Here is a 26,027-nt window from a genome sequence, read left to right as displayed (position 1 = left end):
GCAGGTCATGGACAAAAACTTCGAACAACCGCGCGTGCTGTCGCGCGCACAGAATTTCGTGTTCTTCACGCCGTCGGCGCAGCGTGCGGACGTGTTGTCGCGTGCACTCGATGGCCTCGGACGCGTGGATCGTCTGGCCGGCGACGCGGCCTACATCACGCGTTCCGTGGTCATCCTGAAACCGGCGCTGGCCTTTGTGGATTTCACGGCGCCCACCGGATCGAGCGCGGCGGCCGACGCACTTCCGGACGGCGCCTTGGCACCGCAGGCAGTGGTGGAAACCTTGCGTCGTTGCCTACCCGACGCGCTGTTGATCGGGGTCGGCAACGCTAGCGATGCGACGATGACCTTGACGGCGTTGCGCAGCGGCGTGGCGGATTTTCTCGATCTCGAAGGGCCTGCCGACGTGATGCGGGCCTCGGTAACGAAGCTGACGGACAAGCTGAGTGCGTCGACCCGACGCGCCGTCACCATCGCGATTGCCGGAGCCCGCATCGGCGTTGGCACCAGCACATTGGCTACGCATCTGGCGACGATGCTTGCCGAGGAAGAAAACGCGCCGCGTCGCGTGGCCTTGCTCGATCTCGGGCTGCCGGTGGGCGACGGGCTGCTTTATACCAATACGCCGACCGGCTTCGACTTTGCCGATGCGGTCACCGCGCTGAGTCGGCTTGACGAAACGCTGGTTCGCACCGCCTTGCCGGTGTCGCCGAAAGGCGTCAGTGTCCTCGCGCTGCCCGCCGATCTCAGTCGGATGCGTTCCCTACCGCAGGCCGATGCGGTCTCGCTGGTCGATCAGATTCGTCGCTATTTCGACGCCATCATCGTCGATCTGGGCGGCGCCGGCAGCGCCGATCTGACCGCCAGCGTCCTGAACATGGCCGATCTCAAATTGGTGCTGACGGACCAGGGGATTGCGTCGGTGGTGTCCTTGTCGGAGCTGCTTTCGCAGCTCGACGAGCGCTCGGTCGACCGCAAGGCCTTGCGTCTGGTGGTCAATAAATACGACGAGAGTTATGGCATGGCGGCGGCGCAATTGACCGAACGCTTTTCGATCGCGCTCGGCGGGACGCTGCCGGATCGACGACTGGCCTTGGGGCGGGCGGCGTCGCTCGGACAGTTATTGACCGGCAGCAAGCAGGATCCGTATGTGCGGGGCGTGCAGCGATTTATCGAGATGGTCCAGGCACTGGCGGTCGAGGCCGGCGGCCTGTCGATCGGCGCGGCGGCGTTGCCGGGTGCGCGCAACGGCAATGCCTGGTCGAACGTCAGCAAGTTGTGGCGGCGCGGTTAGCTCTTTGGAGAGGCAGATGTTGAACGAAATCGAGTTTGCTGACGACAGCACGCCAGGCTTCACCCAATCGCAGCGCTTCGTGGAAATCAAGGCCGCGGTCCATGCCCATCTGCTGAGTCGGATCGAGGAACTGGGCACCGAGTTCGGTCGATGGTCGCGCCGGGCCATCGAACAGTTCGTCGAGTTGGAGGTCGACGCCTACGTGCGATTGCGACGCGTCGGCCTCAACGAGAATGAGCTGAAGATCGTCGTCGACTCGTTGACAAAGGAACTGGTCGGCCTCGGCCCCTTGGAAGACCTGCTGCAGGATCCGGGTGTCGAGGACATTCTGATCAACGGTTTCGAGGATATCTTCGTATCCCGAAAAGGCGTGCTGCGCCGCGAGGCCGTCCGCTTCGCCGATAACCAGCATGTCCTGCGGATCGTGCGGCGTGTGCTAGCGCCCCTCGGGCGGCGCATCGACGAATCGAATCCGATGGTTGATGCGCGGCTGCCCGACGGCGGTCGCCTGAACGTGGTGATCGAACCGTTGGCGGTGGACGGCCCGATGGTGTCGATTCGGAAGTTTCGCAAGCAGCCGCTGACACCCGAAGAGTTGTTGACGATGGGCACGATGGACCGCGGTATTTATCAACTGCTGCGTCTGGCGGTGAAAGGGCGCTGCAACATTCTCGTGTCAGGCGGTACCAGCTCGGGGAAGACCTCGCTGCTGAACGCGCTGGCGAGTTTCATCAACGAGGCGGAGCGGATCCTGACGGTCGAGGACACCGCCGAGTTGTCGCTGAACCACCCGCATGTGGTGCGTCTGGAAAGTCGGCATGGCACGTTCGAAGGCAGTGGCGAGGTGACGATTCGCGATTTGATCCGCAACAGCTTGCGGATGCGCCCCGATCGCGTCGTCGTGGGCGAAGTGCGCGGGGCCGAGGTTCTGGAAATGCTGCAGGCGATGAACACCGGTCACGACGGCTCGATGGCGACGATCCACGCGAACAACCCGCGCGAATGCCTGTACCGCATCGAGATGCTGGCCGGTTTCGCCGGCTATGTCGGCAGCGAAAGCAGCTTGCGCCGTCAGATCGCCAGCGCGCTGGACTTCATCATTCAGATCGGTCGTCTGCCCGGTGGTCAGCGACGCATTCTGTCGGTGACGGAAGTCACCGGCTATGGCGACAACATCGTCACGACGCAGGAACTTTTCCGCCACGAGACGCAGGTCGATGGCGATGGCCAGGAAAGCGATATGTGGCATGCGCTAGGCGTGGCGCCGCATACGCCGAAGCTGGCGCGTTTTCGCGACCAACTGCTGCCCGGCAATGCGTTTCAGGAAGGCGGTGACGGTAACGGTGGCCGGGAGGGCGATCGAGGCGGTCCCGGCATGCCGCAGGGCGGCAAGGGCGGTGGCGGCAGCGGCGGGAACAATGAGGGTCAGTCGTGGGGTGGCTGGTTCGGGAGGAAATGATGGGCAGCACGATGTTGTTGCTCGCCGCCGTGTTGCTTGCGGCCGCGGGCATCGTGATCTGGCACTCGCAGCGCGTCGAACGCAAGCGGGCGCAGCACGCCGGCGCCTTCGTCGATCGACGCATCGAGGCGGCGCGGATGCCGGCGCCCCCCGGCGGCCGCGCCGGCACGCTAGACGTCAATGGCAATGGGAATGGCGGGCGGGGTGCGGCGTCGGGAAATGCGGCGGGCAACGGCAATGGCGCGGCAGGCAATCGCGGCAAGAAGGGCGATACCGGGTCGCCGATACGGCAGGCGGTTGCCCGCGTGATGCAGTCGCCGATGATCGAAAGCCTCGTGCTGCGCGCGAATATCGTGACGCCGGGGAGCTGGCTGGCGATCCGCGTCGGTCTGATCGCCGGGCTCGCCGCGATGGCCTGGTTGTTGGTCGGCTGGCAGATGGGCGCGCTCGCCTTGGTATTCGGCGTGGCCGTGTGCGCCTTCCTGCTGCATATGGCAATCGGTCGTCGACGTAATCGTATCGTGCGGCAGTTGCCGGTCTTTCTGGATCTGATGGTCCGACAGGTCACCGTGGGCACAAGCTTGAATTCGGCGTTTCAGCAACTGGCATCGAAGACTGCGCTGCCGCTGGGCGCCATCGTGGAACGAGCGGCGCAGATGAACCGCGCCGGCATCGAATTGGATAGTGCGGTGAAGCAGGTCGCGCGCCTGTATGGCATTCAGCAATTGCAGATGATTGGGGCGATCTTGGGCGTCTCGACGAAATACGGCGGCAGAAGCGACCAGGTGCTGGAGCGCATCGCCGGCTTCATGCGCGATACCGAGCAGGCGCACGATGAGTTGGTTGCCCTGTCGGCCGAAACGCGGTTGTCGGCCTGGATTCTGGGCGCCTTGCCGCTGGCGGTCGTGCTGTTTCTGATGTGTTTCAACCCGCGATTCTTCCTTGGCATGTGGGAGGACCCGATAGGGTCACGAATGTTGATCGGCGCGGCGTGCCTGCAGATTATCGGCAGTTTCATGCTTTATCGAATGGCGAAGTCGGTGTGAGCGTGAACCGGCCAATGGACCTGAAACGATGAATGCCACTACTGAAGGGCTGATCGCATTGGCGCTCATCCTCGCCGCCCTGGCGGCAGCGGTGATGGGCGCGGCTTTGATTTCGCGCGCGCGGTCGCTGCGCAAGCGCTCGATGCGCCTGGACGAGGCCGTTGCCGCGCGTGCCGGCAAGGCGGTGTCGGCGAAACCGTCGAAACGGCAGGGCTGGCGCGACCGCATCGAGGAGATCGGCATCAAGGGGCTGGCCACGTCGATCGGTCAGTCGCTTGTTGCCGATGAAGACCGTGTGCTGTTGGACCAATGCGGGGTGGACACCGCGGCGGGTCGTGCATGGTTCTTTCTCGCGCGCGCCGCCTTGTGTATTGCATTACCGCTGGGCGGCTATCTTCTGTTCGGCGATAAGTCCTTGGTGGAGGCGTGTCTGACGGTGTTTTTCGGCTTCGGCTTCGGTTATATGGGGCCGAAGTGGTACATGAGCAAACGCGCGGGCGTACGCCGCAAGAGCGCCGATACCGAGTTGCCGCTGCTGATCGATCTATTGCGTTTGCTGCAGGGCGTGGGTTTGAGCGTTGATCAGGCGATGCAACTGATCGAGCAGGATTTCAATACGTCGATGCCGGTGCTGGTGACGGAGCTGCGCCACGCGAGTGCGCAATACCGTAGCGGGCAAACGCGCGAGTCGTCGCTGACGCGCTTCGCCACCGTCTACAAGAACGAAGATATGGCGTCCATCGCAGAGCTGATCGTGCAGGTGGATCGGTATGGCGGTGGCGTGCAGGAACCGTTACGGCAGTTCGGCGATCGGATGCGCGAACGGCGTCGCTTCGATATGAAAGCACGCATCGGACAATTGACGGTCAAGATGACTGGTGTGATGGTTCTGACGTTATTGCCGGCCTTGATCATCGTCACGGGCGGCGCGGGATTCATCGCAATTTTGCGCGGTTTGTCGCAATTTGGGGGAATGGGATGAAGCCGAAAATCATCGGGCCATCTTGCCGCACGGCGAGCGGTACGCCTTCATTGCGCGGCGTCGTCGGACTGTCGGTGCTGGCCGGCGTATTGTGCATTTTGAATGGCTGCGCCGCACGCACGACGACGGCCGACACCGTGTGGCGCGATCAACAGATCGCTCGGCAACAGGCGGAACAAAAGCCGCAGACGCCGAATGACCGTGGCTTGTATTTGTCGCTGATCGTGCAGATGCAGAGCAAGGGTTTGTATTTCGCCTCACTGGCGCATATCGATGCGTTCGAGAAGAAATTCGGCACGGCCGGCGATATCGCCTTGCTGCGCGCCGATGCGTTGCGCGAAACCGGACAGCCGGATCTTGCCATCGCCGTTTATCAGGCCTGGGCAAAGGGCGATACCGAGGCGGCCGCCGAGCATGGGATCGGCCGCGCGATGGCGGCACGACACGATCGCGCCGGCGCGATGGTCGCGCTGCAGCGCGCCGTGGAACTGGATCCGACGAACGTGTCCTATCTGAACGATCTGGCCTACGTACGCATGCTCAATGGCGATATCGCCGGTGCGCGTATTCCGGTGGCGCAGGCAGCGGAACTGGCCGCGGAGAACCCGAAGGTGATTGCCAACCTGGCGCTGTATCTGATGCTGTCGGGGCAGCCGACGCAAGCCGATACGGTCATGCAGCGGGCGAAGATGTCGCCCGAGGCGCAACAGACGACGCGGGCGATGGCCGCTTCGATGGCAAGTACGCGTGATCGGGCGGCCGGTGGCGTCCCGACCGCGCAGGCGGGGCAGGCCGATGTCGCGCGTGTCGATGACGACGGCACCGACGGCGCCGTGCAGGCAGACGCCGTACGCGCTGCCGCCGCCGATCCGGAAAACAGCGCGATTCGTCGCGATGCGCTCGCCTGGCAAGGCGGCTCGGTATTGCAGCGTTTTGCGCAGACGCGCTAGGTTCTCCGGCAACGGGATGGAGTAAGAGCATGAATCAACAATGGCAGATGGGACGTGGCGCGGTCGCGCTGTCGACGCAACGTGGCGGGCCGCGCAAGTCGTTGTCGGAAGTTGTGTCGTCGGCGACGTGGGTCGCGTTGTTCGTCGTGTTCGCCGCGCTGGTGGCAGTGCCGTTCACGCCGGCCTGGTCGCAAGGCATCGGCAGCGGCGCGGGCAGTGCGCCCGCGAATCAGAGGGCGCGCGGGACAGGCGATCCGGATGCGCAAGACGGGCTAGGCAGCGCGACGCGGGGCTTGCTTGCCTTGCAGGTCAGCGGTGCGGCGGCCGGTCCGCAGCAAGCGATGACCGGCGATGCGACATCGGCGGCGTACAAGCGCTACACCGATAGCTTCACGCATGCGGTACCGGAGTATTTTCAGCAGAAGGTTCGTAGTGACAGTAGCGGTTCATAGCTGTTAGCGCAGCAAATGCAGGGGCCTGTGAGAAGGGCGCGGAGAAGAATGATGCAAGCGACTAAAGACGTGCGCCCGACCATGCGCGCACAAACGCGTCGGGCGGGACCCGCGGCACGGAATGACATGATGCGACGCCTCGTCGCGTCGGAGCCGATTCGCGCCTGCGACGGCGTCGCACAGTCGACGTCGACCGCGCTGCCGCCGTCGAAGGTGCGCGCACGGCGGCGGCGATTGGATCGGCGCGGCCAGCGCGGCGTTGCCGCCGTCGAATTTGCCTTGGTGTTCCCGGTCGTCTTCCTGCTGGTGTACGGACTGATCACGTGGGCGCTGATCCTGCTTGCGCAGCAGACGCTGACGCTGGCGGTTGGCGAGGGTGCCCGCGCCGCGCTGCGCTACAGTACCAGTCCGGTCACGGCCGCTTGCTCGGCGGTCAACAATGCGACGACCTGGCTCGGCAGTACCGCCTGCGTGGCCTCGACGCCGAGTGCGACGGCGTGCCCCTATCTGTCCACGCAATCTTGCTTGAAGGTCACGGCGAGCTATAACTATGCGTCGAAACCGCTGGTGCCCACCTTGCCGTTTTTGAACCTGGTATTGCCCGCCACGTTGACGGCCAGCACCATCGTGCAACTCGAACCGGACGCGATCATAAAATGAAGCCGCGTCGCTTTGCCGGCGCCTGGCGCGCCCGTCGTTCGGAGCGTGGCTCGATGGCGGTCACGATCGGCCTGTTCATGCTGCTGGGCGTGATCCTGCTCGAGTCCCTGGTGCTCGGCTATCAGTTTTACCTCCGACGGCAGATGCAGAATATCGCCGATCTGGCAGCGCTGGCCGGCGCGCAGACCTTGAGCGGCATCAGTTGCAGCGCGGCAATCGCGGCGGCGAAGAGCAATGCCGCGCTGAACGGCACCACCAGTTCCTTGACGGTGGATTGTGGCAACTGGAGCCCGAGTTCCGCGGCAACGGATCACTACACGGTTCTCAGCGGCATCCCAGCGACCGATCCGAATGCCGTGCGCGTATCGGTGACCGGCACGATGCCGTTTGCCGCGAGCTGGATGCCCTCTTCCCAAGTGTATGCGCAGGCGATCGCGATACGGAACGGCACGCCGGTGGCCGTGTTTTCGATCGGTTCAAGCCTGATCTGTTCGCTGTATGCCAATGTGCTGTGCGGCAGCGCCGTCGCCAATGTGAACCTGAGCATGATTTCACTGCTGCGTGCGCTGGGATATACGGTGCCGACCAATATCACGCTGGCCGGTCTGAATACCTTGTTGTCGACGAATGCCGTCACCTTGAATCAACTCATCGGCGCGGTGGCCTCGGTCACCGGCGTGTCGAACTTGTCCGCCTTGGTCGGCGTCAGCGGCGCCGTGGGCAATATGTCGATTCCGCTCTTGTCGGCCAGTGCCACGACGCGTGGCTTGCTGACGATGGACAGTCTGTCGTCCACCTCGACCAGCGTGGCCACCAGCGTATTGAACGCACAGCTGAATGCGCTCGATGTCATCACGGCGGGGCTCGGCATTGCGAACAAGAACAGCGCGATCAGTGCGACGATCGGCGCTGCCGGCATCACCGCGCAGGCCTTCCTGGTGGCGCCGCCGTCGATCGGCATCGGCGGGGTAGGCGCCTCTGCCTATGCCGGCCAGGTGCGCGTCTATGCGCATATCACCTCGGCCGGGCTCACGGGGGCCATTCCCTTGCTCGGCCTCGTCGCGAGTTTCGACTTGCCGATCGAAATCGATGTAGCAGGGGCGCAAGCGACGGTGACCTCCTTATGCACGGCGCGGGACAGCAGTTATAACGACCTCGCCAGCTTCGCCGTGACGAACCCGTTGTTGCAGGCCTGTGTCGGCGATATCACCGCGTCGTCGGTGATGAGCACGGCAACCAGTTGTAGCGCCGGCGTCAGCTCGAAGACCATTTTGTCACTGGTCGGTGGCTTGGCCACGATCAATGCGGGCCTGACCTTGCAGGCCTTCCCCAACAGCGGCAACTACACATTGGCCGCAGGGCAGAGCGTCACGACCGGCACCAATTCGCTGGCGCTGGGCACCACCTTGTCGCAAGTCCTTACCGCGCTGAATACGCAACTGGTGGCCTCGCTGCTGCCGGGCGCGTCGACGTCGTCCGGCGTCGTCGGCAACGCCAGCGGCAGCAATAGCGCGACGGGCAGTTCGACCTTGGCGTCCGCGTTGTTGAATCCCCTCGGCGCGACGCTGTCCACAGCGGCGACGGCGGCCCAGACCGGGCTTGGCGCGTTGACGACCTTGACGGGGGCGTTGACGTCCACCGGCACGGCGGTACTGAGCGGACAACAGTTGACGCTTGCGAGCTTGTTGTCGGGGACAGTCGGCGTCGTGTCGTCGTTATTGACCTCGGTGCAGCAAATCGTCGGCGGTCTGGTATCCGGTCTGCTCTATCCTTGCGGCCTGCTCGGCAACGCCCAGGCGTGTCTGGCATCGAAACTCGCGGGTACCGGGACGGCCAACGGCACCACTGTCTACAACAGCTTGCTGACGACACTGGGTCTGGTAGCGAATCTGCTGCAACCGGTGCTGGATTCGCTGGGGCTACTGGTTTCGAATGCGCTGCAAGGTCTGTTGGGCGCCAATGTCGGGCAGGCCACCCTGAAGCTGATCAGCTTGAACTGCCTGGGCACCGATGTGCGGCTGGTGAAATAGCCGTGCGCTTGCAACATCAACCTCGGGCGATGCAGGTGCCTCACCTGACGGACGCGACTTTTATATGATCAAGGACCTGACCTTTCTCGATGGCCTCGAAGTCTACGTAGCCGAAGGCTATGCCGACATCATCGACCGCATCGAACGCTGCCTGAGCGGGCCGGACAGCGTCGTGCGGCGGCTCGATCACGACCTGTCGGCGGCGCGTCGTTCGCAGCGCAGCCTCGCGATCGTCAGCGTCAGTGCGATCGACGGTGCCAATTGGGCGCGTGACTGGGAAGCGTCGCAGGGGATGCCGGTGATCTGGGTCGGGGCCGCCCCGCGCGGGCAGGATGGTCGCAGCGTGGGCGACTATCCTGCCGACTATCGCTATGTCTTGCCGCTGGACTTCACTTGCGCCGAATTGCGATCGCTGGTGATGAAGGTGGTCACGCAGCTGAATGCGGCATTGGCGCCGGTGCGCGATACCGATCGTTTCATCGCCGACTCCGAGCCGATGCGGCACCTGCTCACCGAGGTCGATCTGTTCGCCGATTGCGATGCCAGCGTTCTGATTCATGGCGAGACCGGGGTGGGCAAGGAACGTATCGCGCACCGGCTGCATGCGGGGCACGTCGTGTATGGGAAAGGGCCTTTTGTTGCGGTAAACTGCGGAGCGATTCCGGAGGGCTTGTTCGAGTCGTTGTTCTTCGGACATGCGAAGGGCGCCTTCACCGGCGCGGCGGCGCAGCATCGTGGATTTTTCGAGCAGGCCTCGGGCGGCACGCTGTTCCTCGATGAAATAGGCGACTTGCCGGTGTTCCAGCAGGTCAAGCTATTGCGCGTTCTGGAGGACGGCACATTGATGCGGCTCGGCTCGACGGCGCCGTTGAAAGTCGATTTCAGGCTGATCGCGGCGACCAACCGCGATATGCTCGAATTGGTGGCGAGCGACCGCTTTCGGGCAGATCTGTATTATCGGATCGCGGTGATCGAACTTGCGGTGCCGAACCTGGAAGCGCGGGGGCCGGCGGACAAGGTGGCGATATTTAAGTCTTTCGTTACGCATATTCTGGGTGCGGAGCGCGCGAAGACATTGCCGGAAATTCCGTATTGGCTCACAGATGCGGTGTCTAATATGCGTTTTTCGGGTAATGTGCGGGAGTTGCGGAACTTGGCCGAAAGAATCGCGGTCGTGGTACGGCAACTGGGCCAATGGGATGTCGCTCGCATACAACGCATGTTGGTCGCGGCGCGTACCGAGCGCGAAGCGGTGGCAGTATCGTCGCTTGCCGCACCCAGTGCCGATCGCGGGCGGTGGGACACCGGGGAACGGGCCCGCGTGATCGCGGTACTCGAGGAAAACGGCTGGCGCCGACAGGCCAGCGCGCATGCGCTGGGCATCAGCCGTAAGGTGTTGTGGGAAAAGATGCGCAAATATCAATTATTCGACGAAGAACCGGCGACGCGAGAAGGGAGAGGTTGAATGATCGCAGTTGATGCGAGGACGGCAAACATCCGCTTGGCGGTGCGCGGCATGTTGGCTGGCGCAGTGTTTCTTTGCGCGGTACCTGTCGTGCACGCGCAGTCGCTCGCTACCCAGCGAGGCGGGCAGGCGGGCGTGCAACAGGTCAATGGCAGTCAGGAATCCCTGCCGGCCTTGAACTCGGATGCGGCGCGTCAGGCGCAGGCGATTCGCTCGCAATCGGGGGCACCTTCGGGAATGCAGACGCCGCAAGACGTCGCGGCCAATGGCGGCAATGTCGCCGAGCTGCAGCGTCGGATCGCCGGCAAGGAGCTGGCGGAATTGCGTACGGCCTACAACGGCAGCTATGGCGCCAGTCTGCTGATGGCGACGAACGACACGACCTACTATGTCGCCTTGTTCGAGCGCAAGAATTTCTGGCGCGTCGTGAAGACCTCCGATATCGCGCGCGCCGAAGCGGTTTTCCGCGACTTCTCCGCGCAGACCGAACAATTGGCGCAGTCCGAGATTCGCTCGGTGCAACTGTCCGCGCAGCGCAGCCAGACCGAGATGCTGATCGACCTGAACAAGGATCGCGCCGCGCGTATTCAAGCGGATCTGGCGATCCAGCAGGCACAGCAGCAAGCCGTCGACGAACGTCAGCGTCAGTCGCAGGCCCAGATGGCGCAACTGGCGGAAGAAAACCGCACGGCGCAAGCGCAATTGGCCGACTTGCAAAAGCAGCTGGCCGATCTGCAGCGTCAGCAGAACGAGGGCTTACCTTCGACGGCGTCGACGCGTAGCAGCGCCAAGCGCAGCCGATGACCGGGGGCGCCGCGCAGGCGGCGTCCGCTGGCGGCACCGTTGCCGTCGCGGCGACTGCCGCCGCTCCGTCGGGCCGCCCGACGATGCTGGCAGCCGCGCCATTGGTGCTATCGATTCAGTCCCATGTCGCCTTCGGTCATGTGGGCAATGCGGCCGCCGTGCTGCCGTTGCAGCTGCTCGGCATCCAGCCGGTGGTCGTCAACACGGTACAGTTCTCGAACCATACCGGTTACGGCGAATTCAAAGGCCAGGTCTTCCCGGCGTCACATGTTGGCGAGGTGCTCGACGGCTTGCGCGGGCGCGGCATCCTGCAGCGCTGCGTGGCGGTGTTGTCGGGCTATCTTGGTGACGCGGACACCGGCGAGCAGATTCTTGCCGCGGTCGCCGAGATCCGGCGCAGCCAGCCGGAGATGTGCTATCTCTGCGATCCAGTTATCGGCGACACGGGGCGGGGCGTTTTCGTCCGCCCCGGTATTCCTGATTTTCTTCGCGACCGTGCGGTACCGGCGGCCACGGTGATCACGCCGAATCACTTTGAATTCGCCTACCTGCATGGCGCGCCGGTGCGAACCGTCGATGCGGCGATCGCCGCCGCGCGTGCGATGCTGGGCACGCCGGCGCGCCCAGGGCCGCGTATCATCGTCATCACCAGCTTCACCGATGGCGTGGACGACGGCGCATTGCTAACGCTCGGGATCGATGCCGTCGGTGCCTGGGCGGTATCGACGCCGCGCGTGCCGCTGGATCCGTTGCCGAACGGAATGGGCGATGTCTTTTCGGCTTTGCTGCTGGGGCATCTGCTGCAGGGAATGGCGTTCCCCGATGCGCTGTCCGAAACCGTCAGTGCGCTATATGCGCTGGTCGCCCGGACGGTGCAGGGGGATCGCGATCTGCCGCTGGTGGCGGCGCGAGAGCAATTGGTCGCGCCGCTCGAGCGCTTTTCGGCCGTTCTCGTCGCGCACGCGCCCTAGTTTCACGCCGCAGGTGCAGCGCCATTTTCGAGCGTCTCATCGGTGCGCGTGCGGACAACCGTCAAACAATAGAATCCGTCTCCTGTGAACGTTTTTTCCCGCACCGCGCCCGGTGCCGATTCCTCGCTCCTGCCGCCCGATGCTCCCGCTGCGGGCGGCCGCGTGTCGGGAACGGCATCGTCGCTGCTCGCCGCTCCGCGCGACGGCGCCGAACGCGATGCGCATTTCATGCAGCGCGCACGCGAGGCGGCGCAACTGGCGCGCGCGCGCGGCGAAGTGCCGGTGGGCGCGATCGTCGTTCTGGGCGAAGAGGTAATCGCCACCGGTTTCAATCAGCCGATTGGCGAGCACGACCCATCGGCCCATGCTGAAATGGTGGCATTGCGTGCGGCGGCCAAGGCATTGCACAATTACCGCTTGCCGGGCTGCGAACTGTTCGTGACACTCGAGCCTTGCGCGATGTGCGCCGGTGCGATCATGCATGCGCGCATCGCGCGGGTGGTCTACGGCGCCCCCGACCCGAAGACCGGCGCGGCGGGCAGTGTCGTGAACCTGTTCGGCGAGCCGCGACTCAACCATCATGCCGCCGTCAGCGGTGGGGTAATGGAAGCGGAGTGCGCGGCGGATCTGCGCGCTTTCTTCGCGGAACGGCGTGCGGCGGTCAAGGCCGAGCGGATCGCAAAGGCGCAAGCCGCTTCTATGGACCCGCAGGACTGGGGCGACTGAGGCCGGCCGCGTGGCGTGACCGACCGATCGATCGTGCCCGTCGCCGTCGCTCGATCGCGCGTGACAACCCCTCGGAGAGGCCATGAGTACACCGTTTGACGAGACGACCGCCACCGCGACACCGTATGCCGACCTGTCCGTCGGCGTGGCCGCCCCTGCGCCCGCTTCGACGCGCGGCGCGGGCGACAGCGACCGCGAGGCGGCGGCACGCGACATCCCGCAGCGACCCAGCACGATCCGTCTGGTGGCGCCGTCCGGCTATGCCGATCTGGCCCGCGTCGCGCGCGGCGTCGCCTATTTGCGCGGACGGGGGCATCGCATCGACGGTTTCGAGGCGGGTATCCGCAAATTCGAGCGCTTTGCCGGCACCGACGCGGAGCGGCTCGCCGACTGGCATGCGCTAAGCGATCCCGACCGGGAGATCCCGGATATCGTGATGGCCGTTCGGGGTGGCTATGGCGCCGTTCGCTCGATCGAGGGCATCGACTACGGCGCCTTGCGCGAACGCTTTACGGCGGCTGGCGCGCGGATGCCGATCATTACCGGCTATAGCGATGTCACCGCCTTGCATCTGGCGCTATATCAACGCGCTGGATTGGTGACGTTTGCCGGTCCGATGCTGGCGTCGAACTTCGGCGCCGAGACGGTCAGCGCCTTTACCGAGTCACACTTCTGGTCCTTGTTGCAGTCGCCGCGCCATATGATCGATGGGACCCTGGCGGATCAGCCCGCGCTGGATGTCGAGGGCCGGCTCTGGGGCGGGAATCTGGCGATGCTCGGCGCGTTTGCCGGAACGCCGTACATGCCGCGGATCGACGGCGGCATCCTCTTCCTCGAAGACATCAACGAACAGCCTTATCGGATAGAGCGCACACTGTACCAATTGCAGCTCTGCGGCATCCTGCAACGGCAGCAGGCCATCGTGCTGGGCCACTTCACCGGGGCCGATGGCGCGCAGGCCTACAACAACGGCTATACACTGGCGACGACGATTGCGCAGATCGGCGAGATCAGCGGCGTGCCGATCATCCAGGGCTTGCCGTTCGGGCATGTCGACGATATCGCCACGCTGCCGTTCGGCGCCACGGCGCGGCTGCAGTCGGGATCCCACGGGTTCACGCTGACGCTGTCCGATTACCCGACGCTGTTGTGATTCGGCGATAGGCCGGACGGCGATTTGCCCCCGCGAGGGGCGGGGAACGCCTGAGCGGGCGCGGCGAATGGTAAAATGCCGGATTGACGCAGGCGCGTTTTCCTTCCTGCTGCCTCGGCGGCGTCCGGAAAGTCCACTTTTTTCCCGTTTTTCCGCTCGTTCGGTTCAAACGCGCCGCGCGCCGCTTTTGGCATTCATCCGTATTCATCGAGAACACCAGTGCTGTCCACCGCGAATATCACCATGCAGTTTGGGCCGAAGCCCTTGTTCGAGAACATCTCGGTCAAGTTCGGCGAAGGCAATCGTTACGGCCTGATCGGCGCCAACGGCTGCGGCAAGTCCACGTTCATGAAGATTCTGGGCGGCGATCTGGAGCCGTCGGCGGGCAATGTGTCGCTGGACGCGCACATGCGCCTGGGCAAGTTGTCGCAGAATCAGTTCGGCTATGAAGACATGCGGGTGCTCGACGTCGTGATGATGGGGCACACGGAGATGTGGGCGGCGATGGCCGAGCGTGACGCGATCTACGCCAACCCGGAGGCCAGCGAAGACGACTACATGCGCGCGGCGGATCTGGAAGCGAAGTTCGCCGAATACGACGGTTATACCGCCGAGGCCCGTGCCGGGGAATTATTGCTCGGCCTGAGCGTGCCGATGGAGCAGCACAACGGCCTGATGAGCGAAGTCGCACCGGGCTGGAAGCTGCGGGTATTGCTGGCGCAGGCGCTGTTCTCGAATCCCGATGTCTTGCTGCTGGACGAGCCGACCAATAACCTCGACATCAACACGATTCGTTGGTTGGGGAACGTGCTGGACCAGCGCAACTCGACGATGGTGATCATTTCCCACGATCGACACTTCCTGAACCAGGTCTGTACGCACATGGCGGATATGGACTACGGCACATTGAAGGTCTATCCGGGCAATTACGACGACTATATGCGCGCATCGACGGAAGCCCGCGAGCGCGCGATGGCGAACAATGCACGGGCGAAGGAAAAGATCGCCGAACTGCAGGATTTCGTCCGTCGTTTCTCGGCGAACAAGTCGAAGGCCAGCCAGGCAACCAGCCGCCGAAAGATGATCGACAAGATCAAGGTGGAGGACATCAAGCCGTCGTCGCGTCAGAACCCCTTCATCCGTTTCGAGTACGAGAAGAAGCTGCACAACCTGGCCGTGACCGGCGAAAACCTGAAGAAGGCCTTCGATCGCACCTTGTTCCAGAAGACCAATGTCACGGTGCAGGCGGGCGAGAAGGTGGCAATCATCGGAGAAAACGGCGCGGGCAAGACCACGCTGTTGCGGACGTTGTTGGGCAGCTTGCCGCCGGACGAAGGCACGGTCAAATGGGCCGAGAATGCCAATGTCGGCTATATGCCGCAGGATACGAACGAAGCTTTCCCGCAACCGTTGACGCTGACCGAATGGATCTCGCAATATGCGCAGGAAGGCGACGACGATCAGGTGCTGCGCGGCACGCTGGGACGTCTGCTGTTCGGTGGCGACGATGTGGGCAAGTCGGTCAAGGTGTTGTCCGGTGGCGAAAAGGGCCGGATGATCTGGGGCAAGCTGATGCTCGGCAAGCACAACGTGCTGCTGATGGACGAGCCGACCAACCACATGGACATGGAATCGATCGAATCGCTGCAGGCGGCACTCGATCGTTTCCCCGGCACCTTGATCTTCGTCTCGCATGACCGGGAATTCGTCAGCGGTCTGGCGCAGCGCATTATTGAAATCCGCCCGAGCGGCGAAGTGGTGGACTACCACGGCACCTACGACGAGTACCTGCAATCACAAGGTATCAATTAAGTCGGCGATAGGCGTGCGCGCGCATGAGCGGCTGCGGAACACGGCTGCCATGTGACGCTGAGTGCTGCTGCTGGAATGCTGAAAGCCCCCTGGATGGATGGCGACACGGATCGTGGCGACATTCCTCCAGGGGGCTTTTTCTATTGAATCGACGTGACGACTGCGATCGAAGGCGTGCTGCATTCGCTGCACGATCCTTATTTCCACGCCGGGATACTGCGCGTGGGATAAGGATTGGTCGCTAGCGTGAGATTATTTCGCTCGGGAGAATGGCTGACTTTGTTTTATGTCGCGCTTACCTAAAATAGCGAACGGGATCGGCAATAAGCGATTTACCTTCAGGGAGCAGCCTATGTTCGGATTCAGCCATTCGACCCGCGCGTTGCAAGAAGGCGCCAACGTTGACGATCGCGCCTCACACGACATGATGGGCCGCAGTGTGTCGGTCGACAGCGTGTTCGCGGACGCTTCGACGGAGCACGCGGACCTGTATCCTGCAATCCCTTTACATCGACCCGCCTTGGGGGACGCGATGGTGGGCGCGTCATTGCGGGCAATCGGTCGGCGGCGCACGGTGGTCGACGAGGAGGATCGCGTATGGCGCTCCTCAGTGCTTGTCCCAACCGATGCCGTCGTGCGGGGGGCGCTGTTCAGCGCTGGTGGGGACGGTCAGCTATTCGATACGAATGTTCCCGGGTTTCTGCTCAAGGAAGCGAAGGCGAACACGTATTTCGACCCGGAGGCGGTCATACGCGGCGGGGAAGTGGAATGCTTCCAGGCAATGTATGGCGTCGATTCGGCGCGACATATCGGTCGAGACACATTTTTGATACGTAAATTTTCCGGCGACGACCTTGGCCGTGTAGACGCAGTATTGACGGTCGACGACGCCAGGAATTTATTGAAACACGTCTCGGAAATGCATGCCAGGGGGATCGTGCACGGTGACATCACCAACGCCAACAGCTCGCTTGTCAAAAACGTTCTGTTTGATCGTGACACCCAGGCATTTCATATCATTGATTTCGGCAACTCGGTGTATTTCAAGGAAGAATCGATGTCGAGCGACGATGCGCAAGCGCGATTTTCCGAGGAATACGCCAGGGTTAGAGAAAGCATCCTTTATATGATGGATTTACTGGGTTCGCCAGAGGCTGAAACAGTCTAGAAAAAGTCGCGCATCGAGAATGTGTTTGATCTTTGGAGATTAGCATGCCTAAGTATACAAACCCGACGCGTACCGAATCGCCAGGCGGTAAACGCTCCGGGAATGCTCGGATTGCTGCAGCCTGCTGCGGGCGCTCGCTCGACGATATATCGGATGATCTTCTTGATCGAGGAGACGGGTTTGCTTGCACCGATCGCGCGCCTACGGCGCGATCTGGGTCACGCGATGCGATGATCGGAACCGCGCTCGATGCGATCGGCAGAGAGGAAAGTCGCATCGATATCGATATCGATGCCTGCGGTGTTGCCCGTGCGCAGCCGCAAGCGGGGGCAATGGGCGATATCGCAATAGACGCGGTAACGATCGGCGCGTTCTTCAAGAGCGGATGCGACGGCAAACTGTTCGAAACGGACCGGCCGGGATTTCTGCTGAAGGAAACCGAGCCCTACGGCTCGATGTCTCCTGAGGACGAGCGCGGCGGCGAGGTCGAATGCTTCCAGGCTATGTACGGCGAGGACGCCGCGAGGCGCGTAGGCAAGGATCGCTTCCTGCTGCGAAAATTTCCCGGTGTCGATATCGGTGACGTGTATGGCGAACTCGATATCGACGACGCAAGGAACCTACTGCGAAAAGTCGCCGAGATGCATGCGAAGGGCATTGCGCATCGTGACATCACGATGACCTTCGGCTGTCTGGTCAAAAACGTCTTGTTCGATCGTGCGACCCGCGAGTTTTATATCATCGACTTCGGCGCTTCGACCTTTTACACCGAGGAAGCGATGAAGCGACCCCCCGCCATTGCGCAGTTCACGCACGAGTACGCGAAGGTCCGGGAAAGCATTCTGGAAGAAATCGGCCTGTCCGGGTCGGCCGAGGCCGACAGCGTCTAGCCGATGCGCCTGCCGTCAGGACTTACGATGAAAGCGCATGGCCGTGCCTTCGGCGTTGATGCGCGCCCAGACGGCGCGTTTTTCATCGTCGGAGAGGAATACCCAGTTGCTGACCTCGAAGGCGGTGCGGCCGCAGCCCTTGCAGACATCGTCGAACAACGTCGAGCAGATGCCGATGCAGGGGCTGTCCGGCACTTCGTGGAGATTGGAGGCGGAGGAGGAATCTTCGTTGGACATCGGGGTCAGTGCGGCAAATCGGCGTGTTCGGGAGCAGCGGCGTAGGCAGCGCTCCCGCCTGCCTACGCCGCCACCGAATCACCGATAGATGCTGTAGCCGACGCGAACGTTCCAGTGCTGGCGGTTATTGTAATCCAGCAGGCTCTGACCATAGCCGTTGAAATAGCCCAGCCACAGATAACCGCCCACGGCGCCGCCGAATAGACGTTGCACCGGATAAGTCAGTTGGGCGTCGATACTGCCGTACATCGCGTGGTTACCCTTGCGCAGCGTCGTGAACAGCTCAAGCCCGTCCGGGCGGCCGTAGCGAATCTGGAAGTCCGTATAGCCGCGATATTTGGCGATATCGGAGTTTTCGCTGTTTTGCAGATAGTAATAAATCTTCGGCGCCAGCGTTAACTGCGTCGCCCACGGCATCGAAAAATGCACGATCGGTTGCACGTAGGCGATATTGATGCTGCGTGAATCGTCGCCCGCCTGGCCGTTCGATTCGTGTTCGATCCCCGCCTGGAAGCCTAGCGAGTCGAACCAATGGCTGCGCAAGCCCGTATCGGGGAGGTAGTAGAAGATCGACGGTTTGTAGCTGGTATCGCGGAACGGCTTCGAGTTCGCGCTCAAGTCCCAGATCGACACCTGGGTATAGCCGAAATACAGATTGTCGATCAGGCTACGCGAACGGGGGTCTGCCGGCTTCACGATGCGATACTTGAAGCTCAACTGGAAGCGTGCCGTGGTGTGGCCGTTCCGTCCCGCGCCGATATACATCGGCTCGTAAAACGACAGGCGACTTTCTGGACTTGTCGCCGCGATCGCCGCTTGCTGCTGACCGATCGACGTATCGCTGGCGGGCACGGCACCGGTTGCGGTCGTCGCGGTCGGCGACGCCGCGGTCCCCGGGGTGGCATTGGGCAACGTTGCCGACGGGCCGGTCGCGCCATCCTTTGCACCGTCGGAGACGGCTGCGGCCGCTACCGCGCCCGGGCCGATTTGCCGGGCAGCCTGGTTGGCGGCGATCGTCAGGTCCTGCTGTTTGCCACGGTCGAGCGTGATCAAGGCCGGCGATGCATTGAAATCCGCCACCTGCACGCGCACGGTACCGCGCGCATCGGCAGGCCAGGGCGTGCTATAGGTCACGCGCCGGAATTGCCCTGGCCGTAGCGACAACGCTGCCGGCGCCGCGGGATCCCGCGTCAACGTCAACGTTTGCGGGGGCAGGTCGCCGCTGGCCAATGCCACTCGCAGTGTTGGCGGTACGGCGTAATGGACGCCATTGCGTCCCACCGGCTTGGCACTCCGCCCGTTGTCGGCCGCATCTTCGGCAAACAGCAGCGTCACGCGCATCGGTAACGAGGCCGCAACGACTGTCGGCGGCGATACGACCGTCACATCGGCGTGGGCGGCGCTGCTTGCGGCCGCGAGCAAGACGGACCCGCCGAGCAGCCGCGCCCATGCCGTCCTGCCCTGTGGCATGGCACTTTCCTGCATCGACGGATAGACTGAAAGTCGCGGAAGCGGCGCGTCGGCCAGTAGGCGGGTGTCACGATCGCGCGAGAGGGTGGCAGGGGAAGCGGTGGCGGCTAGCGGCATGGCAGGGGACGATAAGGATTCGAAAAGTTCTCATCGACTATACCGTGCGTTGGGTGGCCTTGCTTGCATTCGGATTGCAGCGCTTTACGATAATAGCTGAACGATCAATAAGCCATTCAGCAGCACGATCGCCGCGGTAATGCCCCAGTTGAGTGCGCTGCGGATGCCGCGTACCGCCCATCGTCCCATCAATGCCCGATTCTGCGCGAACAGCATCAACGGAATGACGGCCAGCGGTAGTTGCATCGACAGTACGACCTGGCTGGCCACCAGCAGGCGATTCGATCCTTGCGGGCCGTACCACGCCACGGCCAACAAGGCCGGCCCGAGCGCGAGCGCCCGCGTCAGCAGCGTGCGTTGCCACTCCTGCAGTCGCCAGCGCATGAACCCCTCCATGACGACTTGCCCCGCGAGCGTGCCGGTCACCGTCGAGTTCAAACCGCAGGCGAGCAAGGCACAGGCGAATAGCGTGGCGGACCAGCCGTTGCCAGCCAACGGGGCGAGGAGTCGGTGTGCATCGGCCAGATCGTTGATCTGTGTCCAGCCCGCTTCATGAAAAACCGCCGCTGCTAGCACCAGCAACGCGGCGTTGATAAAGAACGCTAGCGTCAGCGCTGCAAACGTGTCGATGCCCACCGTGCGCAATGCGCCGTCGATCACGCTCGGCGCGACGCTCGCATGCGGGGGCAGATGGAACGCAGGCGACGACGCGGACGGCACCGCGTCGTCGCCTGCGTTCGATGCCGTGACGACCGCACCTGGGTCACCGCTCCGATTGCCCCGTTCCTCGTCATGGACGTGGCGTTTGACCAGCGCGGAATGCAGATAGAGGTTATGCGGCATAACCGTGGCGCCAAGGATGCCGGCGGCAAGCCAGACCATCCCGGCATGCCGGATCAGTTCAGGCGTGGGAACCAGCCCCTGCGCCACGGCCGACCAATCGGGATGCACGGCGGCCAGTTGCGCCGCGAAAGAGGTGCCGACAAAGAGGATCAGCGCGGTCACAGCGATCTCGATCGCCCGTGCGCCCAAGCGCCGTAGTCCGAGCATCGCGACAGTGGCGATCGCGCACAGAACGACCCCGACCGATAACGACACGCCGAGCAACAGTTGTAGCGCAACCGCGCTGCCGACGACTTCCGCGACATCGCATGCAATGATGGCGATCTCGCTGGTCACCCATAAAAATGTGGCCGTGCGTCGACCGAATCGATCGCGGCACAGCTGCGCCAGATCCCGGCCCGTGACGAGACCCACGCGTGACGCGGTCCATTGGAGCAGCATCGCCGCGACGCTGGCCAGCAACACGACGCTCAGCAGCGTATAGCCGAACTGGGCGCCGGCGGCGAGATCGGTCGCCCAATTGCCGGGATCCATATATCCGACGGCAATCATCGCCCCGGCGCCGACAAAGCGCAGCCAGCGCGGCGCCAACGCGGATGCGGCGCTCGCCCGGGCTGCCTCGGTCGTCTGGCATGCGCCATCGCGTGCGTCGGCGTTTGCCTCCGCGTCGCGTTCCGGTGCGCCCGGATGGCCCAATGCGTAGGCGGCGGGAAGACCCGGGTTCTGCTCACCGAGGATGTCATGATTCACAGGCAAACCGCTCCAAAGCGTTAGGCGTTCAAGGTATCCGTCGGTTCCGCTCGGGGGGGGCGATGCCCGCAGTGCGCGACGGCACGAGCCCCGTAGGTGTTACATGATAACGATTCCCATTCTCATTATGACAGGAAATCGGTTTGCCCATTCCAGCAGGCTTAGCAACTACCGTGCCCTCGGCGCAACGGCATGCAAATAGCGCTTAGCGGGGCAGCGAGCAAAGCACCAAAGTGGGGCATTTGTCTGGGACTGAAAGTGCTTCGTCAGGCTGATGCGAATTCTTTTTGTCCTGAACCAAAAGAATGTTAGCTTTCGCTTTTTCGGCCAGGCGGCTGGGATGGGAAACGGGCACGCGGCTTCGGACTCAGCACCGCACGCCGGGCTTGATTTTGTCGCCGATTCAGGTACTTTACTCCGCAATAAATGGCGGGGTATTCGCGGAGGAAGCAAGATGAGAAAACTGCGGTCGGCGGCAGCCGTCCATGTGCAATCGCAGCGGCGTCGCGTCGCGCGGGGTGCCATTGCCGGCGTGCTCGGTTCCATGATGGCGTTGACCGGATTGGCGGTGTCCGCGGGTGCTCATGCACAGACGACCACGTTGAATATCTACAACTGGTCCGACTATATCGCCAAGGATACGGTGTCGAATTTCGAGAAGCAGACCGGTATCAAGGTCCGCTACGATAACTACGACAGTAACGACACCTTGCAGGCGAAGCTGCTGACCGGCAATTCGGGCTATGACATCGTCGTGCCGACCAGCAACTACGCGGGTCGCCAGATCGCCGCGGGCATGTTCGCGCCCTTGGACAAGTCGCAGATTCCGAATCTGAAATACCTCGATCCGAATCTGATGAAACTCGTCGAGGGCGCCGATCCGGGCAACAAGTACGTCGTGCCATGGGCCTATGGCACCACCGGGCTCGGCTACAACGTGACGAAGGCGAAGCAGCTGCTGGGCGACAAGGTCGATCTGGACAGTTGGGACGTGTTCTTCAAGCCTGAAAACCTGTCGAAGTTGAAGCAGTGCGGCGTGTCGGTGCTGGATGCACCGGACCAGGTGTTCGCCGCGGCGCTGCACTATCTGAACCTGCCGACCGACAGTACCAATCCGGCGGACTATCAGAAGGCGCTGGCGCTGCTGAAAACGGTACGCCCCTACATCACGCAGTTCAGCTCGTCGGGTTACATCAACGATATGGTCGGCGGTGACGTATGCTTCACCTTGGGGTGGTCCGGCGATATCACGATCGCCCGGCATCGTGCCGAAGAGGCGAAGAAGCCGTTCAAGATCCAATACTTCATTCCCAAGGGCGGCGCACCGGTATTTTTCGATGTGATGGCGATTCCGAAGGACGCGAAGAACAAGGAAGCGGCGATGAAGTGGATCAACTACATCGAAACGCCCCAGGTCCATGCGGCCATCACCGACACCGTGTTCTATCCGAGCGCCAATATGGAAGCGCGGAAATACGTGAGCAAGGCGGTGGCGGAGGATCCGGCGATCTACCCGTCGCAGGACGTGGTGAAGACCTTGTTCCTGATGAAGCCGCTGCCGCCGGCGATTCTGCGCCTGCAGACGCGCCTTTGGACCGAACTGAAAACAGGCCACTGATTGGCTGATCGGGCTTCCGGGCCCGGCGGAAGCGGGAGTTCCGCTACGGGGTGAGACGCCTTTTGGCGGACTCACCCTTTTCCTCATTCAAGAGTGTGATGCGAGTACGAAGCAATGAGTAGAGCACGGGACGCCTCGTCCGGCGCCACCGTGCGCCCGGCATCGGATGAGGGCTTCATCCAGATCGTCGACGTCATGAAGCAGTTTGGCGATACGACGGCTGTCAAGCATGTCGCCTTGTCGATTGCACGCAAGGAAATCTTTGCGCTGCTCGGCAGTTCGGGTTGCGGCAAGTCGACGCTGCTGCGGATGCTGGCGGGTTTCGAGGCGCCGAGTGCCGGCCGGATCCTGATCGACGGGCAGGACGTCACGGCCTTGCCGCCGTATAAGCGGCCGGTCAATATGATGTTCCAGTCGTACGCCTTGTTTCCGCATATGAGTGTCAGCGGCAATGTGGCTTATGGCTTGAAGCAGGAGGGAGTACGCGGCAGCGAATTGCGCGATCGCGTCGCGCGCGTGCTTGACCTCGTGCAGATGGGCAAATACGCGAACCGCAAGCCGCATCAGTTGTCGGGCGGCCAGCAACAGCGGGTTGCCCTCGCGCGCAGCCTGGTCAAGCAGCCGAAACTGCTGCTCCTCGACGAGCCGATGTCCGCCTTGGACAAACAGATCCGGCAACGCACGCAACTGGAACTGATCGAGATCCTGGAATCGGTGGGCGTCACCTGCATCATGGTCACGCACGACCAGGAAGAAGCGATGACGATGGCCGACCGCGTGGCGGTGATGAGCGAAGGGGAAATCATCCAGGTCGGGCCGCCGCACGAAGTCTATGAGTTTCCCAATACCCGTTTTTCCGCGCAATTCATCGGCACCACCAATCTGTTCGAGGGCGAGGTGATCGAGGACGAATCGGATCATGTGCTGGTGCGCGTCGGCGCCCTCGATCGTCCGATCCTGATCTCGCATGGCATCACCGGTCCGAAGGGGATGGCCGTTGCCGTGTCCGTGCGCCCGGAACGGGTGGAGGTCAGTCGCGAGCAGCCGTCTGCCGCGCATAACTGGACGCCGGGCCTGGTCGAGCAGACCGCCTATATGGGCGCCTATACGATGTGCCATGTCCGACTGGCATCGGACATGGTCGTCGTGGCCAATGTGTCGAGCCTGACGCTGGCGCGGCTGGGCGTGCCGGCGATCGGCGAAACGGTGTATCTGAGCTGGGGCGCCGATGCCGGCGTCGTCTTGACATCATGAGCGCGCTGCAACCCGGGTCCGCCGACGCGGTCCGTGCGCCGGGTAGTGATAGCGGCCCGGCCGACGGGCGCGGCAACGGTCGCCACGACGACGATCGCCATGAGAGACACGCCGCGCGACGCCACCGTTTCGGCCGAAAGGCGGTCATCGCGGTGCCGTTCCTATGGCTGTTCGTCTTCTTCTTCATTCCGTTCCTGCTGGTCGTCAAGATCAGCTTCGCGGATCAGGAGATGGGCATCCCGCCGTACACGCAGTTGGTCGAATTCGCCGACGGCGTGCTCAAGATCAGCCTGCAGCTGGGGCACTATGCCTTCCTGGCGACGGACTCGCTGTATTTCGCGACATACATCAGCTCGCTGAAAATCGCGGCGATCTCGACGTTTTTTTGCCTGCTGATCGGCTATCCGATGGCGTATCAGATTGCCCGCTCGGATCCGGCGCGCCGCAATCTGTACTTGATGGCCGTCATGTTGCCTTTTTGGACGTCCTTTCTGATTCGCGTCTACGCCTGGATCGGCATCCTGAAAAACAATGGCCTGCTGAATCAGTTTCTGATGGCAACGGGTCTCGTGCATTCGCCGGTGGCGCTGTACCACACGACATGGGGCGTCTATATCGGCATGGTGTATTCCTATCTGCCGTTCCTGGTGATGCCGCTTTATGCGCATCTGGTGAAGATGGATCGCTCGGTGCTCGAAGCCGCCTACGACCTTGGCGCAAAACCCTGGCAGGCCTTCTGGCAGATCACCATCCCGTTGTCGCGCAACGGCATCATTGCCGGTTGCATGCTGGTCTTCATTCCCTCGGTGGGCGAATACGTGATTCCGGGGATGTTGGGCGGCGCCGATACCTTGATGATCGGGCGCGTGATGTGGGATGAGTTTTTCAGTAACGCCGACTGGCCGATGGCATCGGCTGTCACGTGTGCAATGGTGTTGTTGCTGCTGGTGCCGATGGCGCTGTTCCAATATACGCAGAACAAGGAGGCACAGAGCCGATGAGTCGCGCCTCTTCCCTGTCTAATGGCGCATCGGACCGCCCGAAATGGTCGGCGGTGCGTGGCCTCTCGCTGGGCATCGGTTTCGTTTTTCTCTATGTGCCTATCCTCTCGCTGATCGTCTATTCCTTCACGGCCTCGGACCTGGGCACGGTCTGGACGCATTTCTCGTTGCGCTGGTACGGTGCGCTGTTTCAGGACGACGAGTTGATCTCGGCGTTCTGGTTATCGTTGAAGATCGCCGTGGCCACGGCGTTCATGTCGGTCGGCATCGGCACCTGGGCGGGGTTCGTCCTGGCCCGCATGGGGCGATTTCGCGGTGCGACGCTGTACAGCGGCATGCTGAACGCACCGCTGGTGATTCCCGAGGTGATTCAAGGCATCTCGCTGTTATTGCTTTTCGTCGAGGTGGCGAAGTACGTCGGCTGGCCGGCGGAGCGCGGTTTCTTCACGATCTGGATCGGCCATGTGATGATGTGCATGTCTTATGTGGCCGTGATCGTGCAGTCGCGCGTGCGGGAATTGAATCCGGCGATCGAAGAGGCGGCACTGGATCTGGGTGCCACGCCGCTGCGCGTGTTTTTCACGATCACGCTGCCGATGCTGTCGCAGGGTTTGGTCGCCGGCTGGCTGCTGTCGTTTACGCTGTCGTTCGACAACGTCGTGTTGTCCGCTTTCCTGTCGGGGCCGGGATCGACGACGCTGCCGCTGATCGTGTTCTCGCGCGTCCGTCTCGGATTGAATCCGGAAATGAACGCCTTGGCGACGCTGTTTATCTGCGTCGTGACCGTGGGCGTCGTGTTGGCGAATCAGTGGAGCCTGCGACGGCAGCGGGCCCGGGAAGGCCGTGCGATGGCGGCGCCCTGAAGCTAGCGGCGC

General features: G+C 62.7%; 23 protein-coding genes. 20 read left to right on the top strand and 3 right to left on the bottom strand.

Going from position 1 to position 26,027, the window contains the following annotated elements; translation table 11 throughout:
• Positions 1–7 precede the first annotated feature (7 nt).
• From ABEG21_RS09330 to ABEG21_RS09255, 16 genes are all read left to right on the top strand, one after another.
• On the top strand, positions 8–1,294 hold the full coding sequence (locus tag ABEG21_RS09330) for a hypothetical protein (protein ID WP_347554370.1): 1,287 nt from the start codon (positions 8–10) through the stop codon (positions 1,292–1,294).
• A gap of 16 nt (positions 1,295–1,310) precedes the next feature.
• Positions 1,311–2,753 (top strand): CpaF family protein, encoded by a 1,443-nt coding sequence (locus tag ABEG21_RS09325; RefSeq protein ID WP_347554369.1) that lies wholly within the window; start codon positions 1,311–1,313, stop codon positions 2,751–2,753.
• Positions 2,726–3,799 carry a type II secretion system F family protein gene (locus ABEG21_RS09320; protein ID WP_347554368.1) on the top strand — a complete coding sequence of 358 codons (1,074 nt, stop codon included), beginning with the start codon at positions 2,726–2,728 and terminating at the stop codon, positions 3,797–3,799. The genes ABEG21_RS09325 and ABEG21_RS09320 overlap by 28 nt, the downstream gene beginning before the upstream one ends.
• 28 nt (positions 3,800–3,827) lie before the next feature.
• A complete protein-coding gene (locus tag ABEG21_RS09315; protein ID WP_347554367.1) occupies positions 3,828–4,781 on the top strand; it encodes a type II secretion system F family protein in 954 nt (317 codons plus the stop codon).
• Positions 4,778–5,731, top strand: a complete 954-nt coding sequence (locus ABEG21_RS09310; protein ID WP_347554366.1) for a tetratricopeptide repeat protein — start codon at positions 4,778–4,780, stop codon at positions 5,729–5,731. The genes ABEG21_RS09315 and ABEG21_RS09310 overlap by 4 nt, the downstream gene beginning before the upstream one ends.
• 29 nt (positions 5,732–5,760) lie before the next feature.
• The gene (locus tag ABEG21_RS09305) at positions 5,761–6,183 is read left to right on the top strand and encodes a DUF3613 domain-containing protein (RefSeq protein ID WP_347554365.1); all 423 of its coding nucleotides are present in this window, start codon (positions 5,761–5,763) and stop codon (positions 6,181–6,183) included.
• 126 nt (positions 6,184–6,309) lie between these two features.
• Positions 6,310–6,843, top strand: coding sequence for a TadE/TadG family type IV pilus assembly protein (locus tag ABEG21_RS09300; protein WP_347554364.1), 534 nt, complete (start codon positions 6,310–6,312; stop codon positions 6,841–6,843).
• Positions 6,840–8,873: a TadG family pilus assembly protein gene (locus ABEG21_RS09295; RefSeq protein ID WP_347554363.1), complete on the top strand. Its 2,034-nt coding sequence runs from the start codon at positions 6,840–6,842 to the stop codon at positions 8,871–8,873. Before ABEG21_RS09300 ends, ABEG21_RS09295 begins: the two co-directional genes overlap by 4 nt.
• A gap of 67 nt (positions 8,874–8,940) precedes the next feature.
• Positions 8,941–10,338, top strand: a complete 1,398-nt coding sequence (locus ABEG21_RS09290; protein WP_347556705.1) for a sigma 54-interacting transcriptional regulator — start codon at positions 8,941–8,943, stop codon at positions 10,336–10,338.
• Complete coding sequence (locus ABEG21_RS09285; RefSeq protein WP_347554362.1) at positions 10,339–11,142, top strand: DUF2968 domain-containing protein; 804 nt, start codon at positions 10,339–10,341, stop codon at positions 11,140–11,142.
• Positions 11,139–12,113 (top strand): pyridoxal kinase PdxY, encoded by a 975-nt coding sequence (pdxY, locus tag ABEG21_RS09280; protein ID WP_347554361.1) that lies wholly within the window; start codon positions 11,139–11,141, stop codon positions 12,111–12,113. The genes ABEG21_RS09285 and pdxY overlap by 4 nt, the downstream gene beginning before the upstream one ends.
• Positions 12,114–12,275: 162 nt before the next feature.
• Positions 12,276–12,839: a tRNA adenosine(34) deaminase TadA gene (gene tadA, locus ABEG21_RS09275; protein WP_347556704.1), complete on the top strand. Its 564-nt coding sequence runs from the start codon at positions 12,276–12,278 to the stop codon at positions 12,837–12,839.
• A gap of 82 nt (positions 12,840–12,921) precedes the next feature.
• The gene (ldcA, locus tag ABEG21_RS09270) at positions 12,922–13,992 is read left to right on the top strand and encodes a muramoyltetrapeptide carboxypeptidase (RefSeq protein WP_347554360.1); all 1,071 of its coding nucleotides are present in this window, start codon (positions 12,922–12,924) and stop codon (positions 13,990–13,992) included.
• A gap of 219 nt (positions 13,993–14,211) precedes the next feature.
• Positions 14,212–15,804, top strand: a complete 1,593-nt coding sequence (locus ABEG21_RS09265) for an ABC-F family ATPase (RefSeq protein WP_347554359.1) — start codon at positions 14,212–14,214, stop codon at positions 15,802–15,804.
• Positions 15,805–16,156: 352 nt separating this feature from the next.
• On the top strand, positions 16,157–16,972 hold the full coding sequence (locus tag ABEG21_RS09260; RefSeq protein WP_347554358.1) for a hypothetical protein: 816 nt from the start codon (positions 16,157–16,159) through the stop codon (positions 16,970–16,972).
• A 230-nt stretch (positions 16,973–17,202) separates the two neighbouring features.
• The gene (locus ABEG21_RS09255; RefSeq protein ID WP_347554357.1) at positions 17,203–17,862 is read left to right on the top strand and encodes a hypothetical protein; all 660 of its coding nucleotides are present in this window, start codon (positions 17,203–17,205) and stop codon (positions 17,860–17,862) included.
• A gap of 15 nt (positions 17,863–17,877) precedes the next feature.
• Here the strand turns inward: ABEG21_RS09255 and ABEG21_RS09250 are convergent, their stop codons facing one another.
• The 3 genes from ABEG21_RS09250 to ABEG21_RS09240 all read right to left on the bottom strand — a co-directional run bounded on the left by ABEG21_RS09250 (position 17,878) and on the right by ABEG21_RS09240 (position 21,081).
• Complete coding sequence (locus ABEG21_RS09250) at positions 17,878–18,099, bottom strand: DUF1289 domain-containing protein (RefSeq protein ID WP_347554356.1); 222 nt, start codon at positions 18,097–18,099, stop codon at positions 17,878–17,880.
• Positions 18,100–18,177: 78 nt separating this feature from the next.
• Positions 18,178–19,569: a phospholipase A gene (locus tag ABEG21_RS09245; protein ID WP_347554355.1), complete on the bottom strand. Its 1,392-nt coding sequence runs from the start codon at positions 19,567–19,569 to the stop codon at positions 18,178–18,180.
• A 201-nt stretch (positions 19,570–19,770) separates the two neighbouring features.
• Positions 19,771–21,081: an Nramp family divalent metal transporter gene (locus tag ABEG21_RS09240; protein ID WP_347556703.1), complete on the bottom strand. Its 1,311-nt coding sequence runs from the start codon at positions 21,079–21,081 to the stop codon at positions 19,771–19,773.
• A gap of 742 nt (positions 21,082–21,823) precedes the next feature.
• Here ABEG21_RS09240 and ABEG21_RS09235 point away from each other — a divergent pair.
• The 4 genes from ABEG21_RS09235 to ABEG21_RS09220 all read left to right on the top strand — a co-directional run bounded on the left by ABEG21_RS09235 (position 21,824) and on the right by ABEG21_RS09220 (position 26,015).
• Positions 21,824–22,897: a polyamine ABC transporter substrate-binding protein gene (locus ABEG21_RS09235; RefSeq protein WP_347556702.1), complete on the top strand. Its 1,074-nt coding sequence runs from the start codon at positions 21,824–21,826 to the stop codon at positions 22,895–22,897.
• Positions 22,898–23,011: 114 nt separating this feature from the next.
• Entirely contained in the window at positions 23,012–24,151 is a 1,140-nt protein-coding gene (gene potA / locus ABEG21_RS09230) for a polyamine ABC transporter ATP-binding protein (protein ID WP_347554354.1), read from the top strand.
• A complete protein-coding gene (locus tag ABEG21_RS09225; RefSeq protein ID WP_347554353.1) occupies positions 24,148–25,152 on the top strand; it encodes an ABC transporter permease subunit in 1,005 nt (334 codons plus the stop codon). The genes potA and ABEG21_RS09225 overlap by 4 nt, the downstream gene beginning before the upstream one ends.
• Positions 25,149–26,015 (top strand): ABC transporter permease subunit, encoded by an 867-nt coding sequence (locus ABEG21_RS09220; RefSeq protein ID WP_347554352.1) that lies wholly within the window; start codon positions 25,149–25,151, stop codon positions 26,013–26,015. Before ABEG21_RS09225 ends, ABEG21_RS09220 begins: the two co-directional genes overlap by 4 nt.
• Positions 26,016–26,027: the final 12 nt, after the last annotated feature.

The sequence above is a fragment of the Robbsia sp. KACC 23696 genome, from assembly GCF_039852015.1.
Lineage (GTDB): Bacteria > Pseudomonadota > Gammaproteobacteria > Burkholderiales > Burkholderiaceae > Robbsia.
Note: the sequence above shows the minus strand (reverse complement) of the source record. Positions and strands in the feature narration are given on the sequence as shown.

Excerpts from the sequence above, each read along its gene's own strand:
- ABEG21_RS09330 (WP_347554370.1), top strand. The coding sequence starts at position 8 with ATGGACAAAAACTTCGAACAACCGCGCGTGCTGTCGCGCGCACAGAAT.
- ABEG21_RS09325 (WP_347554369.1), top strand. The coding sequence starts at position 1,311 with ATGTTGAACGAAATCGAGTTTGCTGACGACAGCACGCCAGGCTTCACC.
- ABEG21_RS09315 (WP_347554367.1), top strand. The coding sequence starts at position 3,828 with ATGAATGCCACTACTGAAGGGCTGATCGCATTGGCGCTCATCCTCGCC.
- ABEG21_RS09310 (WP_347554366.1), top strand. The coding sequence starts at position 4,778 with ATGAAGCCGAAAATCATCGGGCCATCTTGCCGCACGGCGAGCGGTACG.
- ABEG21_RS09305 (WP_347554365.1), top strand. The coding sequence starts at position 5,761 with ATGAATCAACAATGGCAGATGGGACGTGGCGCGGTCGCGCTGTCGACG.
- ABEG21_RS09300 (WP_347554364.1), top strand. The coding sequence starts at position 6,310 with ATGATGCGACGCCTCGTCGCGTCGGAGCCGATTCGCGCCTGCGACGGC.
- ABEG21_RS09295 (WP_347554363.1), top strand. The coding sequence starts at position 6,840 with ATGAAGCCGCGTCGCTTTGCCGGCGCCTGGCGCGCCCGTCGTTCGGAG.
- ABEG21_RS09285 (WP_347554362.1), top strand. The coding sequence starts at position 10,339 with ATGATCGCAGTTGATGCGAGGACGGCAAACATCCGCTTGGCGGTGCGC.
- pdxY (WP_347554361.1), top strand. The coding sequence starts at position 11,139 with ATGACCGGGGGCGCCGCGCAGGCGGCGTCCGCTGGCGGCACCGTTGCC.
- ldcA (WP_347554360.1), top strand. The coding sequence starts at position 12,922 with ATGAGTACACCGTTTGACGAGACGACCGCCACCGCGACACCGTATGCC.
- ABEG21_RS09260 (WP_347554358.1), top strand. The coding sequence starts at position 16,157 with ATGTTCGGATTCAGCCATTCGACCCGCGCGTTGCAAGAAGGCGCCAAC.
- ABEG21_RS09255 (WP_347554357.1), top strand. The coding sequence starts at position 17,203 with ATGATCGGAACCGCGCTCGATGCGATCGGCAGAGAGGAAAGTCGCATC.
- ABEG21_RS09250 (WP_347554356.1), bottom strand. The coding sequence starts at position 18,099 with ATGTCCAACGAAGATTCCTCCTCCGCCTCCAATCTCCACGAAGTGCCG.
- ABEG21_RS09245 (WP_347554355.1), bottom strand. The coding sequence starts at position 19,569 with ATGCCACAGGGCAGGACGGCATGGGCGCGGCTGCTCGGCGGGTCCGTC.
- ABEG21_RS09240 (WP_347556703.1), bottom strand. The coding sequence starts at position 21,081 with ATGATTGCCGTCGGATATATGGATCCCGGCAATTGGGCGACCGATCTC.
- ABEG21_RS09235 (WP_347556702.1), top strand. The coding sequence starts at position 21,824 with ATGATGGCGTTGACCGGATTGGCGGTGTCCGCGGGTGCTCATGCACAG.
- potA (WP_347554354.1), top strand. The coding sequence starts at position 23,012 with ATGAGTAGAGCACGGGACGCCTCGTCCGGCGCCACCGTGCGCCCGGCA.
- ABEG21_RS09225 (WP_347554353.1), top strand. The coding sequence starts at position 24,148 with ATGAGCGCGCTGCAACCCGGGTCCGCCGACGCGGTCCGTGCGCCGGGT.
- ABEG21_RS09220 (WP_347554352.1), top strand. The coding sequence starts at position 25,149 with ATGAGTCGCGCCTCTTCCCTGTCTAATGGCGCATCGGACCGCCCGAAA.